This window comes from Patiriisocius sp. 208BN25-11 (genome assembly GCF_058147145.1).
This window is the reverse complement of sequence record NZ_JBYVJY010000007.1, coordinates 129,721-144,271: the sequence shown is the minus strand read 5'-3', so window position 1 is coordinate 144,271 and position 14,551 is coordinate 129,721. Positions and strand designations below refer to the sequence as shown.

12 protein-coding genes are annotated in these 14,551 nt (G+C 36.2%); 3 read left to right on the top strand and 9 right to left on the bottom strand.

Annotated elements, in window-relative coordinates:
* Positions 1 to 27: 27 nt before the first annotated feature.
* From lpdA to ACY2RS_RS10190, 4 genes are all read right to left on the bottom strand, one after another.
* Positions 28 to 1,428, bottom strand: a complete 1,401-nt coding sequence (lpdA, locus tag ACY2RS_RS10205) for a dihydrolipoyl dehydrogenase (RefSeq protein WP_490098551.1) — start codon at positions 1,426 to 1,428, stop codon at positions 28 to 30.
* 103 nt (positions 1,429 to 1,531) lie between these two features.
* The gene (locus ACY2RS_RS10200) at positions 1,532 to 3,127 is read right to left on the bottom strand and encodes a S41 family peptidase (protein ID WP_490098550.1); all 1,596 of its coding nucleotides are present in this window, start codon (positions 3,125 to 3,127) and stop codon (positions 1,532 to 1,534) included.
* 59 nt (positions 3,128 to 3,186) lie between these two features.
* On the bottom strand, positions 3,187 to 3,822 hold the full coding sequence (locus ACY2RS_RS10195; protein ID WP_490098549.1) for a CPBP family intramembrane glutamic endopeptidase: 636 nt from the start codon (positions 3,820 to 3,822) through the stop codon (positions 3,187 to 3,189).
* On the bottom strand, positions 3,819 to 4,280 hold the full coding sequence (locus ACY2RS_RS10190; protein ID WP_490098548.1) for an Lrp/AsnC family transcriptional regulator: 462 nt from the start codon (positions 4,278 to 4,280) through the stop codon (positions 3,819 to 3,821). The genes ACY2RS_RS10195 and ACY2RS_RS10190 overlap by 4 nt, the downstream gene beginning before the upstream one ends.
* A 228-nt stretch (positions 4,281 to 4,508) precedes the next feature.
* Here ACY2RS_RS10190 and ACY2RS_RS10185 point away from each other — a divergent pair, with 228 nt between their 5' ends.
* Positions 4,509 to 5,717: an aminotransferase class I/II-fold pyridoxal phosphate-dependent enzyme gene (locus tag ACY2RS_RS10185; RefSeq protein ID WP_490098547.1), complete on the top strand. Its 1,209-nt coding sequence runs from the start codon at positions 4,509 to 4,511 to the stop codon at positions 5,715 to 5,717.
* A 5-nt stretch (positions 5,718 to 5,722) separates the two neighbouring features.
* On the opposite strand, the gene ACY2RS_RS10180 is transcribed toward ACY2RS_RS10185, so the two are convergent.
* From ACY2RS_RS10180 to ACY2RS_RS10160, 5 genes are all read right to left on the bottom strand, one after another.
* Positions 5,723 to 6,193, bottom strand: coding sequence for a hypothetical protein (locus ACY2RS_RS10180; RefSeq protein WP_490098546.1), 471 nt, complete (start codon positions 6,191 to 6,193; stop codon positions 5,723 to 5,725).
* 32 nt (positions 6,194 to 6,225) lie between these two features.
* Positions 6,226 to 8,685: a tail fiber domain-containing protein gene (locus tag ACY2RS_RS10175; RefSeq protein ID WP_490098545.1), complete on the bottom strand. Its 2,460-nt coding sequence runs from the start codon at positions 8,683 to 8,685 to the stop codon at positions 6,226 to 6,228.
* A gap of 23 nt (positions 8,686 to 8,708) precedes the next feature.
* Positions 8,709 to 9,014: a hypothetical protein gene (locus tag ACY2RS_RS10170; RefSeq protein WP_490098544.1), complete on the bottom strand. Its 306-nt coding sequence runs from the start codon at positions 9,012 to 9,014 to the stop codon at positions 8,709 to 8,711.
* Between the two features lie 131 nt (positions 9,015 to 9,145).
* Complete coding sequence (locus ACY2RS_RS10165; RefSeq protein WP_490098543.1) at positions 9,146 to 9,892, bottom strand: LytR/AlgR family response regulator transcription factor; 747 nt, start codon at positions 9,890 to 9,892, stop codon at positions 9,146 to 9,148.
* Positions 9,889 to 11,871, bottom strand: coding sequence for a tetratricopeptide repeat-containing sensor histidine kinase (locus tag ACY2RS_RS10160; RefSeq protein WP_490098542.1), 1,983 nt, complete (start codon positions 11,869 to 11,871; stop codon positions 9,889 to 9,891). Before ACY2RS_RS10160 ends, ACY2RS_RS10165 begins: the two co-directional genes overlap by 4 nt.
* Before the next feature lie 217 nt (positions 11,872 to 12,088).
* Between ACY2RS_RS10160 and nhaC the strand changes: the two genes are divergently transcribed.
* Positions 12,089 to 13,582, top strand: coding sequence for a Na+/H+ antiporter NhaC (gene nhaC, locus ACY2RS_RS10155; protein WP_490098541.1), 1,494 nt, complete (start codon positions 12,089 to 12,091; stop codon positions 13,580 to 13,582).
* A 188-nt stretch (positions 13,583 to 13,770) separates the two neighbouring features.
* Complete coding sequence (locus ACY2RS_RS10150) at positions 13,771 to 14,415, top strand: peroxiredoxin (protein ID WP_490098540.1); 645 nt, start codon at positions 13,771 to 13,773, stop codon at positions 14,413 to 14,415.
* Positions 14,416 to 14,551: the final 136 nt, after the last annotated feature.

The window sequence follows — 14,551 nt, the reverse complement described above, 5'->3', positions numbered from 1 at the left end:
CAGTCTGACATAGGCATTCCTAATATATTAAATATGCAATGCTCTATCTCCAGTTGCAGCCAATGCTGCTTCTTTTACCGCTTCTGCATAGGTTGGATGCGCATGACTCATGCGTGCGATATCTTCTGCACTAGCACGGTATTCCATCGCTACGACCATTTCAGCAATAAGATCGGCACAACGTGCTCCTACCATATGTGCACCTAAGATTTCATCTGTAGTAGCATCACTTAATATTTTTACAAATCCATCGGTATCGCCACTGGCTCTACTTCTACCCAAGGCACGCATTGGAAACTGTCCAGCTTTATACGCTACTCCCGCTTCCTTTAATTGTTCCTCCGTTTTACCAACACTAGCAACTTCTGGCCACGTGTACACCACTCCAGGAATTAGGTTGTAATCTATATGAGGCTTTTGGCCAGCTAATATTTCAGCAACTAAAACTCCTTCTTCTTCAGCTTTATGGGCTAGCATAGCACCACGAACTACATCTCCAATAGCATAGATATTTGCCACATTGGTTTGTAAATGATCGTTTACATCTACCTGCCCACGCTCATTAGCTTTTACACCCGCTTTGTCTAAGTTCAGTCCATCAGTATAAGCACGACGCCCAACAGAAACCAAACAATAGTCTCCCGTAAAGGTTACTTCTTTGTCTTTTTTATCGGTAGCCGTAATGGTTACTTCTTTTCCTTTTCTAGAAACATCACTCACTTTATGAGATAAGAAGAATTTCACACCCTGCTTTTTCATAGCCTTCATGAGCTCCTTGCTCTGTGCTGCATCCATGGTAGGAATAATTCTATCCATATACTCAATCACAGATACCTCAGCACCTAATCTTCTGTATACTTGACCCAGCTCTAAACCAATAACTCCACCACCAATAACAACCATGTGTTTTGGCACCTCTGTTAAGCTCAAAGCTTCTGTAGAGGTAATCACACGCTCTTTGTCTAAGGTGATAAAAGGAAGTGTTGCAGGCTTACTACCGGTAGCAATAATGGTATGTGCAGCTTCGATCGTTTGTTTTTTCTCTCCTGAAATTTCAATGTGTGTAGCATCTTTAAAAGAACCTACTCCTGTAAAAACATCAATCTTGTTTTTGTTCATTAAAAAATCGATCCCTTTGGTGGTTTGTTCTACCACAGATGCTTTACGCTCGATCATTTTCTTGAAATTGATCTTTACATCTCCAGGTATTTCAATACCATGATCTTCAAAATGCTTGATGGCATCTTCGTAGTGATGTGATGAATCTAGTAAAGCTTTACTAGGAATACATCCAACATTTAAACATGTTCCCCCAAGGGTGTTATATTTTTCGATAATTGCGGTTTTCATCCCTAACTGTGCGCAACGGATTGCCGCTACGTAGCCACCAGGACCAGAACCTATTACTGCAACATCATACTTTGACATACTGCTCTTTTTTTAATTAACATTGTTTCGGGAACTAAAATTTCCGAAGTGCGATTGCAAAGGTACAATTCTGTTAAGAAGTACATATTGAATTTCTGAAATTTTAACGCTTTGTAGCGATGTCGTTTAAAACCCACTCGATATGAGGGTCTATACCCTTCTCAAGATCTGAAACGGTAGGCATAATCTCTACATCTGGTGTCACACCATACCCATCTGGTGTTATTTTATGAGGCGTTTCTACTTGCAACATTCCCATGTGTATGCGCACTTTAGAATTTGGTAGCTCATAGTCATTAAATAAACCAGCAACAGTTCCGTTATAAGCGCCACCCGTTTCCTGTCCTACAAAGGTAGCGCGTTTGGTTGCTTTTAAGTGGGTAGACAATAAGGAGGAAGCAGAAAAAGAATTTCCGTTGATTAACACATATACCTTACCCTTAAAATTATGTTCTTGTGGTTCTTGAGGTTTGGTACCTTTTAATCTGTAATACAACACACCATCTCTCTTTTTGGTTTTTATGAGGTTGTGTGTAATAATTACGGGAGAGAACAAACCTGCGAAAAACTTCAACACTGTTGGTTGTGTGTTGGTCATAAACATATTTAAAACTGGAAGTCTTCTTGTGACTTCACTCTCATTTAAAAAGACATATTCTTTATCTGTTAGATAAGAGTATATCAAGTCAATTTCTTTGATAGATCCGCCTCCATTATCTCTTAAATCAATGATTAAATTTTGCGTGTTTAAGCTATCCATTTCCTTGAAAGTATCTTTATAGAAATCTTTGTAGCCTCCAGCAGTAAAGCCTCGTATTTTCATGTAGGCTACCGTACTATCGGCACCAATAAAACTAAAGTTACGCGCATACTCTTTGGTGGTATAATTATATCCGTACTTTTTATATTTTTTACGCACTAACTTTACGGAGTCTTTTCGTTTTCTGCGCTCTGCTCTAGTGAGTTTTTTAAATTCCTTTTTCACTAAGGTATCTTCTTTTTTTTCTTCATTCGCCTCAAGATTCTTTTTCTGCTTATCCTCCCATCTAAACATTTTTGTAAATACAGAATCTCTTTGTTTAAAAGTAACTGGAATGCTATCTTGAAAACCAAACTCGTAATAAAAATATCCTAAAAAACGTGAGCCTACAAAAGCATCAAACAAGGTGGTGTTATAGCCATCACTAGCTAGATACTTATTGTATTCACTTACAATAGCTTGCGGTGTTCTATCTCCTATTTCCAAGACTTCTGCACCTATCAACAAAGTATCTTGCTCTATTGCTTTGTTTATAAAGAGTTTTGATTCAACATAGTTGAAATCTAATTTGTCGAAATTAAATTTTTTGAATCGATATTTTTTCCTAATGGCTTTGTCTCTCTTTTTTTGCGGAGGATTAAGACTGATATGCCCTTGTCCAACACTCTTTACTACAGGCGCCAATTTTTTATAAAACTCTTTGCTAGTTAGGGGTTTTGTAATGCTTTGTTTTAAGCTATCAAATTTAAATTCTAATTGTTCTTTAGAAATATATTGATACAAACGAGGATGGTTTCGCTTTAATTTTTGGTAGGTTTTATCTACATCTTCGTGCAATGCCTCAACGGGTTGGGGATTGAGAATTGCTTGATTGTATTTTTCTAAACTGTTGCAAGAAACGAGCAACAAAACTAGAGCTACTAAGAGTATTTTTTTCATAAAGTCTTTTTCTTTTTATAGACGCAATAAAAATATAAAGGGTTGTATGCGCATCAAATTTACACATCCATTCCTGGAAATGCCAACATTTGCCCCATGCCTACTGTAAACAACCAATTTCCATAGATCGCGTGTTCTATAGAAACCAATGTGGTACTTTTAAATTTCAGAAATGTAAGTCCGAATAAAATCCCGCCAACAAAGGTTAGCAGAAGCACTAAGGTATTTTTAAAAAACAAATGCGCTAATGAAAACACAAGTGCGTTGACGAGCACTAACATCTTTTTATTTTGAAACAAGGTTTTGTAACGCTCAAAGAAAAAGGTTCTGTAGACTAATTCCTGAGGCCATACAGAAAATACGCTATAGACAAACAAAATAATAACAAAAAGTAAGGGTTTGTTGAGAGGAATATAAAACAAAGCTTCTGGCTTTACATTCCAAACATATACACTTGTAATAATAGCAATGCCTATAAATGTAATGCCAATTCGTTTCCAAAACAAAATCCAAGGCAATGCTGGTTGTATCTGAAATTTTAACAATCTGAGTCCTTTAAGCACATATAACAAATAGCCAAAACCAATGACAACCACAGGTATTTTAATCCACATTGGAATGGCAAGAGTGAGCCCAATGGGGATACAAACAAAGAGTATTAAAAACTCTATAAAAAGTGCTTTTTTAGAACTCATGATACTTTAAAAGCCGTTGTATTTTTTACCTCATTAATGGTGAAAGAACTTTGTGTACTTCCAATATGCTTAAGAGAGGTTAGTTTATTGATCATAAACTCTCTAAAGGCATCCATATCTTTTACAACCACTTTTAGCAAATAGTCGAACTCACCACTTACATGAAAACATTCTAACACGGCGTCTAATTGCGCCACCTCAGCTTCGAAGGCTGCGATATTTGTTTCGGTATGCTGTGATAATTTAACATGACAAAATACCATAAAGCCAATATCTAACTGTTTCTTTTCAAGGAGTGCGACATACTTCTTAATGACTCCATTACGCTCTAATTTCTTGATACGTTCGTATACGGCAGTAACAGAAAGGTTTAGTTTTCCCGAAAGTTCTTTATTAGTTTGCTTGCTATCTTCTTGTAAGAATTGAAGCAAGAGCAAATCTGTAGTATCTAATTTCATTTAGAAAATTTTTCCCAAAAATACACAATACAAGAAGATTTTTCAGTTTTAAAACCACTACAAAGCTAATTAAATAGTTAAATATTCTTAATAACAATTAAGTTATTGATAATTATTCTATTTTAATCTATTTTTGATGTTTATTAGTTTATTATTCAGTAGAATATCAGATTTTTAAAACAATCTAACATTTCAGAAAAAACAACACATCTCACAACATTTTATATTATGGCAAAAAAAGAGTTTAAACCCGCAAACAACATACAAGATTTGCAATATTTTGGCGAATTTGGAGGCGTCAATCCATCCATTTCAGACTCCTCTACCTACACCTTCTTATCGGCAAAAACCATGTTCGATACCTTCGAGGGTAATGCAGATGGATGCTATTTGTATTCGCGCCACTCTACGCCTTCAAATTTATATTTAGGAGAAGCTTTAGCCGCCATGGAAGGAACAGAAACAGCAAATGTTGCCGCCAGTGGTATGGGAGCAATCACTCCAACTATTTTACAGTTTTGCGAATCTGGGGATCATGTGGTATCGAGCCGAACCATATACGGAGGAACCTATGCGTTTTTAAAGAATTTCACGCCTAGACTTAACATCTCAACGTCGTTTGTAGACATTACAAACCTAGAAGCTGTTGAAGCTGCTATAACACCAAGCACAAAAATACTATTCTGTGAATGCGTGAGTAATCCATTACTCGAGATTGCAGATATTAAAGGGTTGGCTGCTATTGCCAAAAAACACGATTTGAAATTATTGGTGGATAATACTTTTTCACCTCTGACCATTTCTCCTGCAAAACTAGGAGCCGATGTGGTGATGCACAGTTTAACAAAATTCATCAATGGTAGCAGTGACACTATGGGTGGTGTAGTTTGCGGAAGCCAAGAATTAATCGACACCCTACGAAATGTAAACGATGGCGCTTGCATGCTCTTGGGAGCCTCTATGGACAGCCTGCGTGCTGCATCCATTTTAAAGAACCTACGCACCTTGCATATACGCATGCAACAGCATAGTAAAAACGCATTGTATCTAGCTCAAAAATTTGAAGCCGATGGCTTGCGTACTGTATATCCAGGACTGGCATCACATCCGGGTCACGAGATCTACAAAACCATGATGAACGAACAGTATGGATATGGAGGAATGCTTACTATTGACGCTGGAAGTTTAGACAAAGCCAACGAACTTATGGAACTCATGCAAGAACGCAACTTAGGATATCTTGCTGTAAGTTTAGGTTTTTATAAAACACTTTTTAGTGCACCTGGGACTTCTACTTCTTCTGAAATTCCCGAAGACGAACAAGCAGCCATGGGATTAACAGACGGCTTGATTCGTTTTTCTATTGGTCTAGATGCCGACATCGAGCGAACCTACCAAATGATGCGTGATTGTATGAAAGAGGTTGGTGTGTTGTAAGCACTTTACCATTCTAACATATTTAAGCCAGCTGTTTTGAAAGTAACCTCTCCATTTTTTTCCTCAAAGTCTACAAAAACGGAAACTACGATTGCTCCGTCTCCAATTTTTTGAGGAAATGGAAATTTTATCGTGTCATCAATGCCTGTCAAATTAACAACTTTTGATAAAACAAGGGTAGGTTCTTTGACAGATTCGAACCTACTTATTTGGGTGACATGAATCCTTTTAACAGCTGCATTATTATTTACTTTAAGCTTTAGCATAACACCATTAATTAAAGTAAAATCTCCATCCAAGGAGGATGCAGCTGTTAGTGGAATATGGAACCAATTAGTAGTTCCCTCTTTTTGAGTAGCTACAGCTCCCCAACCTGCCCGTCTAAAATACAAACCATTGTCAGTATTTGTGTAGTGCTTTGTATACTCTGGTATAGCTTGTACGCCATGATTCCAAAAAATAAATGCTTCTGCCATAATTAATCTTTTTATAGTTGTTATTATTTAGTTTATTTTTCTGAGGCTAAAACCTCTAGCTTGCCTTCGAGGGTTTCGATTTTTAATTGTTGTTCTTGTATGGCGTTAATTAGCACAGGAATAAGCTCTGTATATTTGACTGCAAGTGTTTGTATTTCGTCTTCTTTTTGTATGACTAGATTAGGGATTACTTTTTGTACATCTTGTGCTATTAATCCTAGAGATGTTACTTTTTGATTAGGTGTATGATTCCAAAAATATTCTTTTGGTTGGAGTTTTAATATTTCATCTAGACCGTATTGAAGTGTTGAAACACTGTGTTTTAGTCTACTATCACTGCTATGCACCACAGCGCCACCAACAAAAACATCACCCCCTTCATTTTGAAGATACAGAGGAGCCGTACCTCCGATACTTCTTGCCATGATTTCGTTTTCATCCATTACTATATTATCACCAGCTACATTGCCCAGCACAAAATAACCACTACCATTGGTAAGACTTGCATCAGTCCCCCCTGTAATTTGTAATTTTACATCTGGATTTGTTGCACCAATACCTACATTTCCATTTTTTAGCCAGGTCATTCTAATGCCCTCGTTGCCGGAAAACAACCTAGACCATAAATGAAGTTTATCTGTAGCACCTCTATATTCAAGCTCGAACCCAAAGCCACCGCCTTCTTGCATTTTAAAGAAACTCGAGTTGCCGTCATTTGTTGTTACTTTTAAAACAGGATTGGTACTTTGTTGCACCTGCACCTCTCCATTAAAACGCAGAAGATTGGTATCGAATTCCCCATAAATAAGGGCATTATTTTCATCTGCAGCTGTATTTTCAATAAACAACTTATTATCACCATTAGTTAAAGCTCCACCTGCGTCATTCCCTATAAATATATTGCCATTGCCAGTACTATTTTGTCCGCTATTAATACCAATAGCGGTATTGCCGTCACCAGATACATTATTTCTTAAACTATTTGATCCTATTGCTGTATTTAAATGGCCTGTAGTGTTTGAGAACAAACTCTGAATACCTATAGCTAAATTAGACCAACCACTTTCATTATCTCTCAGTGCATAGGAGCCCAAAGCCGTGTTTCCATATCCATCAAGATTAGAAGATAATGCAAGCATGCCAATACCTACATTTGCTTGTCCAGAAACATTGTCAAATAAACTTCTATACCCTAAGGCAGTGTTTTCTAACCCTGTTGTGTTAGATCGTAATGATTGAAATCCAATACCCGTATTTTTATTATCTGTACCATCATCAAGAACACCAGCACTTACTCCTAAAAATATGGAAGACCCGTTGTCTGTGCCATCGTTATCACTTTTTCCATCGTTTAATTCATTTATTGTTTTTGCAGAAAAAGTAGCCGTTGAAACCCAAGTGGAATTACCGAGGGCGTCTGTTTGTAGCACTTGCCCATCAATACCTCGCGAAGATGGTAATGTATATTGATTTGCTTCAGTATCTCCAATAGATACAGTGCCTAAAAAATAACCTGCAAAACTTCCAGGGTTAGTTGCGGCACCATAAATAGCATAACCTGTACCATTTGCTAGATTAGAAACTTCACCTCGAACTGCATACTTATCTCCAGTGCCACTTCCTCTTAAAAAAGAATAACTTCCATAGTGTTCCCCATCTCCAGAATTATTTAAAAAATTATAGGTTCCATATTGATTACCCTCGCCAGAACCAGTGAGCTCATTATTAGCAGCATAATGATAGCCATCACCTGAACCGGTAAGTATTGTTCTTACACCATAATGTATGCCATTACCTGTTCCGGTTATTTGATTTAAAGAATTATGTTTTGTACCATCACCCCCACCTTGAAGTGAACTACTAACACCTATGTGCTGTCCGTCACCTTCGGTGTTAATATAAGACTGAAATCCTAACCGATTTCCCTGTCCTTCTCCAGTTAAACTTATAATTACCCCCTGATCTACATTACTTTGCGCATCATCTATCGTCCTATTATTTTTGACATATAAACCTATATTATTTGGTAGCGAATGATCCTCTACATTAATCCAAGCACTAAAAAATTCTAAATCATTATGAATTTCTAAGGGATAGTTAGGATTTTCAATCCCAATACCTACATTACCATCCGTGTAAATATCATCTGTTATAAGTTCTGGCACTGTTGTAGTGCCCTCCTTATACCAAGCTTTACTACTTGTTTGTCCGTTAATAATAGCTTGCCAACCACCAAAAGTATGGTCCCAATAATAAAATCCTTTTGATACACTGCCTTCTCCAGTGATATAGACTTGCATCCCGTCTTGCGCAGCCGTTGGTGAAGGTGGAAACTCATCAACTTTAGGGATCAACAAACCATCGGTTCTTGATGGATTTGCAGGATCACTCGCTTTAATATCCAAAAGGGCATTGGGAGTTTCGGTACCAATACCCACTTGGCTGAGGGCAAAAAAGGGAAATAATAACACCATTAATAGTTTTGTTTTCATACGTTCATTTTTAGATAATACAATTACGAGGTAGACTCCTCTTCTCCAACAGGTTCTTTGCTTGTTGTAATGCTGCAATACCTATTTGTTGAACCCCATATTTCCAAAAACAACGGTGCTTCTTTTTGAAGTAATGACAACACTCTATCAAAATAGGACAAGAGGTAAAACAACATAAAAGCGTGTTGTATATATGGTTTTTCAGGCTTCTTTTTCACAAAAGAGATACGTCCAACCAAGATGTTGTTATCAAAACAATCTATTCTTGCTGCTGCTTCTGTGAATTGAGAGATGCTAACTTTATAGGAAGTAAATACTATTCGTGGCATGTTTATGATACTTATTTACATGTTGTTTACGTAAAAGTATGAGTACAAATAGGTATCGCCTTGCACTAATTAGCAGTAGGTAGTTTTTGTGCGTAGCTTGCAGGAAAAAAAGGATACTTCCCGAAAGTAGATTAGCTGGTAAATAAAGATAATAATGTCTCTTTCCTACTTCTACTCACCCTCAAACTTTTTTTATTATCCATGACCACATATCCGCCATCGCCCCTTATGTAGCGATCAATTTTACTTAGGTTAATGAGATGCGAATGGTGGATCCTAAGAAAGTTTGTAGTTGGTAGTAGTAATTCAATTTCTTTGAGAGTTTTACTCACCAAAATTTTAACCCCAGATGAGAGATATATAAAGGTGTAATTACTATCTGAAATACAATATAATATTTCAGAAATCTTAATAAACTGCAAGCCCTCTTTTGTGGGCACCGCGATTCTATCTTTGTTAGGCGTTTGATGTAATGCCTTTTGTAAAATCTCAATTTGTTCTGGTAAAATAGCAGGTTTCTTTTTTTCTGAAACTTTAGACACCGCAGCTAGTAACAAATCCTTACCAATGGGCTTTAACAAATAGTCTATAGCACTCGCATTAAAGGCCTTAATTGCAAATTCATCGTAGGCTGTTGTAAATATTACATCTAAACTTTTTGTATCTAGTTGTTGTAATAACTCAAAACCATTCATCTCTGGCATTTCTATATCTAAAAACAAAATATCAACATCATTTTTTTGCAAAAATGCAAGCGCTTTTTTTGGTGATTGAAAGGTACCCAAAAGCACTAAGTTAGATGTATACTTTTCTAGTTGCCATGATAGGGTTTCTATGCAATGTTGTTCGTCGTCAATAATGATTGCTTTCAAATTCATTTTATAGCTATTTTAATGATCACTCTAGTTCCTGCTGGAGCACCAGAAGCATCTTTTAAATCCTCGATGTTAATATCTGTTGCGCCAATAAATTTTTCGTTGATATGTTGTAATCGTTCCTTGGTGATATTCATCCCAAACGATTTTTGTTTGATGGAGTTTTTATCTTTAATTTTCTTAGCAGCTTTTCTACCAATTCCATTATCCTCTATCATACAAACTAAGGCATCTTCTTCTTGAGTAATTTGAACCAGTAAATGACCTGTACCACTTTTTTTATGAAGCAATCCATGCCAAATACAATTTTCTACGTAGGGCTGAATGATTAATGGAGGAATCTCAAGATAATCTTTTTCAACATTTGGAGCTACTAAAATTTCATATGTAAATGAATGATTAAACCGCAATGCTTCCAGCTCTACATATAGCTTTAAGGCCTCCAGCTCGTTTGCTAAAGTGACTCTTTTCTCTTTAGAATTATTAAGAACTTTTCGAATGAGCATGCTAAATTTTGATAAATACTCTGAGGCCTGTTCTTGTTGATTTTTTATAATAAAACTATTGATTGAGTTTAAACAATTAAATAAAAAGTGCGGGTTCATTTGCGCACGTAATGCCTGAAGCTCCGTGTCGCTCAATTTTTTCTCATAACTCTTTTGCAATGCATCTTTTAAAATAGTGTCTGTTTTAAGTTTATTTTTATATCGGGACCACAATAGTCCAATGATAAGAAAAGAAAGCAATGCTGTTACTAAAAAAGCTATTTGTAATTGCTTGCTCTTTTTTAAATCGTTTTGCTGTAATTCATTCTCTGCATTCAGCAACGCGATTGCTTTATTTTTTTTCTCGGTTTCGTACTCTAACGATAATCGTTCAATTTCTTTTCTGTTTTGAGTGCTGTATACTTCATGCAACACGTCACTCTTTTTTTTGTAAAATTCTAGTGCCTTTTTGTAATTACCCCTGCGCTCATGCAAACTAAACATAAAATCTAAGTTGTACTTAGCTAAGTATAAATCGTTTTGTTTCTCACTTAAAACAATTGATTTATTCATAAAAAACTCAGCGTTTTTCAAATCGCCTTTGGCAAATAATATCTCCGCATAGGTACTGTAATTATACATCTGTGCAGTTTCAAGTTCAAGAGAGTCGGCTTTTTGTATGGCTTTTGTTACAAAATGCTCAGCTTTGTTATATTCATGTAACAAATACAATGTATATGCTTTGTTATTATAAGCAGTAATTAAACTAGGGATTCTCTGCATTTCTTTTAAAATGGCAATAGACTTATCAATGTATAGCATCGCTTTTTGATAGCTCCCTTGTGCATCAAAACAAGAACTTAAATTAGTATAATACCGTGCCAAATGCTCATCAAATTCCTGTTCAGATTCTTTTAAAAAGATGGCTTTCTCGTAATGCTTTTTTGCCTTTTCATATTCTTCTAAATAAATATAACACCGTCCTAACCCAGCATTAATAGAAGCTATCTGGAGTCGGTTTTTGGACATTTCTGCATACCCCAGGGCTTTTATATGGAGTTGGACAGCTAATTTAACATTGCTTTCATCATCTGCAATAGCTCCAAACAAACCATAAATCTTTGATTTGAATAAAATAGAATCTTGCGAACGATTGCTCAACAACAAAGCTTCATCCAAATAGTGTCTTGATGATGTTAATTTGTTTGTTTCTCTATACTGTATTGCATTGGCAATACAGTATCTAATTTTTGATGGCAAAGAAAATGCTACACTATCTTTTTTTGAAATAGTACTCAGGTACGTTCGAGCCTTTTTTGGATTCACATCCAGATAATGCTCGGCTACTTCTAAAGATAATGTTGCTTTTTTAGCAGGGTTTAGTTCTTTAAGATATGCTTGCTCTAAACTATCCAACTTGGTTTGCGCAAGGAGAATTGGAGCCGTAATTACAAACGTAAGAAAGAAAAGAAAAAAGTGACATTTAAAGGATTTCATACACATAAACTTTTAGAACTTAAAAAGTTATCATGCTACAATATCCAAAAAAACTATCACAAGATTAACTAGTTCTGTATCATTTACATGTTTTACCATGTAGTTTACAGGTTTTTAAGTGTCGTTAACATGTACTCCTCAAAAAATACATTTTCTTCTGAACTTGCATACATCCCACCAAAATCGTAACATTACAAAACCAATTAAAATCTTTAAGATGCAAGAAGACAATCTCACCGATATTCATATTCAAGACCAAAAAATAAAAGACAATAAACAACTAAGTATTTGGGAAGCGCTTATTCCTGTAATTGCACTAGTCATCATGTTATTCTTCAATGTGTTTTATGCATTTGGAGATGATGCATTGAGTGGTAGTAATCAATTTATCTTATTACTAGGTGCTGCAGTTGCTGCAATGGTAGGTATCAACAATAAGGTTTCGTACAAAACCATGATGGAAGAAGTGGCCGAAAATGTAAAATCCACTTCTGGAGCATTACTTATCTTACTTATGGTAGGAGCTCTTGCTGGAACGTGGCTTATTAGTGGTATTATTCCAACCATGATTTATTACGGACTCCAAATATTAAATCCCACTATATTTTTACCTTCTTGTGTGATTATTTGTGCTATTATTTCGGTGGCGACTGGAAGTAGTTGGACCACCTCTGCTACTGTAGGTATTGCGCTTATTGGTATTTCGGAAGCCTTAGGGATTTCTCTGGGTATGACAGCTGGTGCCGTATTATCTGGAGCCTACTTTGGAGATAAATTATCGCCATTAAGTGACACCACAAACCTAGCGCCTGCTATGGCGGGTACCGATTTGTTTACACATATTCGATATATGTTGTTTACAACAGTTCCCACTATTGTAGTCACGCTCATTGTATTTATCATTATAGGATTAGGACTAGACCCAACAGGTATTGCAGACACGGCAAGCATCTTAGCATCTATAGAAAAATCGTTTACAATTTCTCCATGGTTGTTTATAGTTCCCTTGCTTGTTATTGTAATGATCATTAGAAAAACACCACCCCTTATTGCCTTATTAGCTGGAACACTTTTGGGAGCAGTAGCTGCACTTATCTTTCAACCTTCTATTGTAACAAACATAGGCGGTGGAGTTTCCTTAGATTTTATTACAGGTTATAAAGGAATTATGAATGCGATTACAGTTGATACAGCCGTTGCTACAGACAATGAAGCCTTAAACGATTTATTTTCGGCTGGAGGTATGAGCGGCATGTTAGGAACCATTTGGCTTATTATCTGTGCCATGGTTTTTGGAGGTGTGATGGATGCCATTGGTGCTTTGGCTAGAATAAGCAAAGCCTTACTATCGTTATTTCATACTACATTCGGCTTGTTTGCTAGTACGGTAGCTAGCTGTTTGGCATTAAACTTAACGGCAAGTGATCAATACCTTGCCATTGTAGTTCCTGGAAAAATGTATTCCAAAGCTTTTGCAGATAAAGGTCTAGCTCCAGAAAACTTATCTAGAACTCTTGAAGACTCTGGTACCGTAACTTCTGTATTAGTCCCTTGGAACACTTGTGGTGCTTACCAAAGTGGTGTCTTAGGAGTTCCCGTTGTTGATTATTTTTTCTTCGCAATTTTTAATTGGCTTAGTCCGTTTACAACTTTATTATTTGCAGCATTTAGAATAAAAATCAAAATGCTCAAAGAATCAAAAGCAGCATAATTACATCATCAACTTTTTTTAAAGCTTCGGAAATTTTAGTATTTCCGAAGCTTTTTTATGTCCACTAAAATTTCAGAAAAAAACCTTACAAAGAGGTAAGAAAATCTAAAACAACAGTGTACTTTTGCCGCCTGAAAATTGCCAACGAAACTGGCGATAAAAAGAACATAAACACAAAAAATAATTCTATGGCATTTGTTGGAAAAAAATTCCCAAACCTAGCTGTTGATGCAACAGACAAATCTGGTATCACACGTAAAATAAACGTATTAGAAACTGCACAAAAAGAGAACAAAAAAGTAATCTTATTCTGGTACCCAAAAGACTTTACCTTTGTATGTCCTACAGAGTTACACGCTTTTCAGGCTGCTATGGATGCTTTTGAAGCAAAAAACACCATGGTGATTGGAGCTTCTTGTGACACTCCAGAAGTACACTTTGCTTGGTTAAACACTCCAAAAAATCACGGAGGAATCGAAGGCATCACCTACCCTATTTTAGCTGACACCAACCGTAACTTATCATCGCAATTAGGTATTCTTGATGTAACTAATGAGCGTTATGATGAAGAAACTGGAACGGTTCAAGTTGACGGTGATAATGTAACCTACAGAGCAACTTACCTTATTGACGAAGAAGGAACGGTTTTTCACGAAAGCATTAACCACATGCCTGTAGGAAGAAATGTTCAAGAATTTTTACGTCTTATCGATGCATATGCACACGTACAACAAAACGGTGAAGTATGTCCTGCCAACTGGCAAGAAGGAGAAACTGCTATGAACGCAGACCGTAAAGGAGTAGCACAGTATTTAACAGAACAGTTAAACTAGTCGCTCATTAAACAATTTTAAACGTACCTTTACCAAAAGTATAGGGACGTTTTTATTCTATATTATATTAAAATATCTCTGAATAAGATCTCTAGTTTATTGATTTTTTTGTGAGTATCCTAACACAACATTGTAT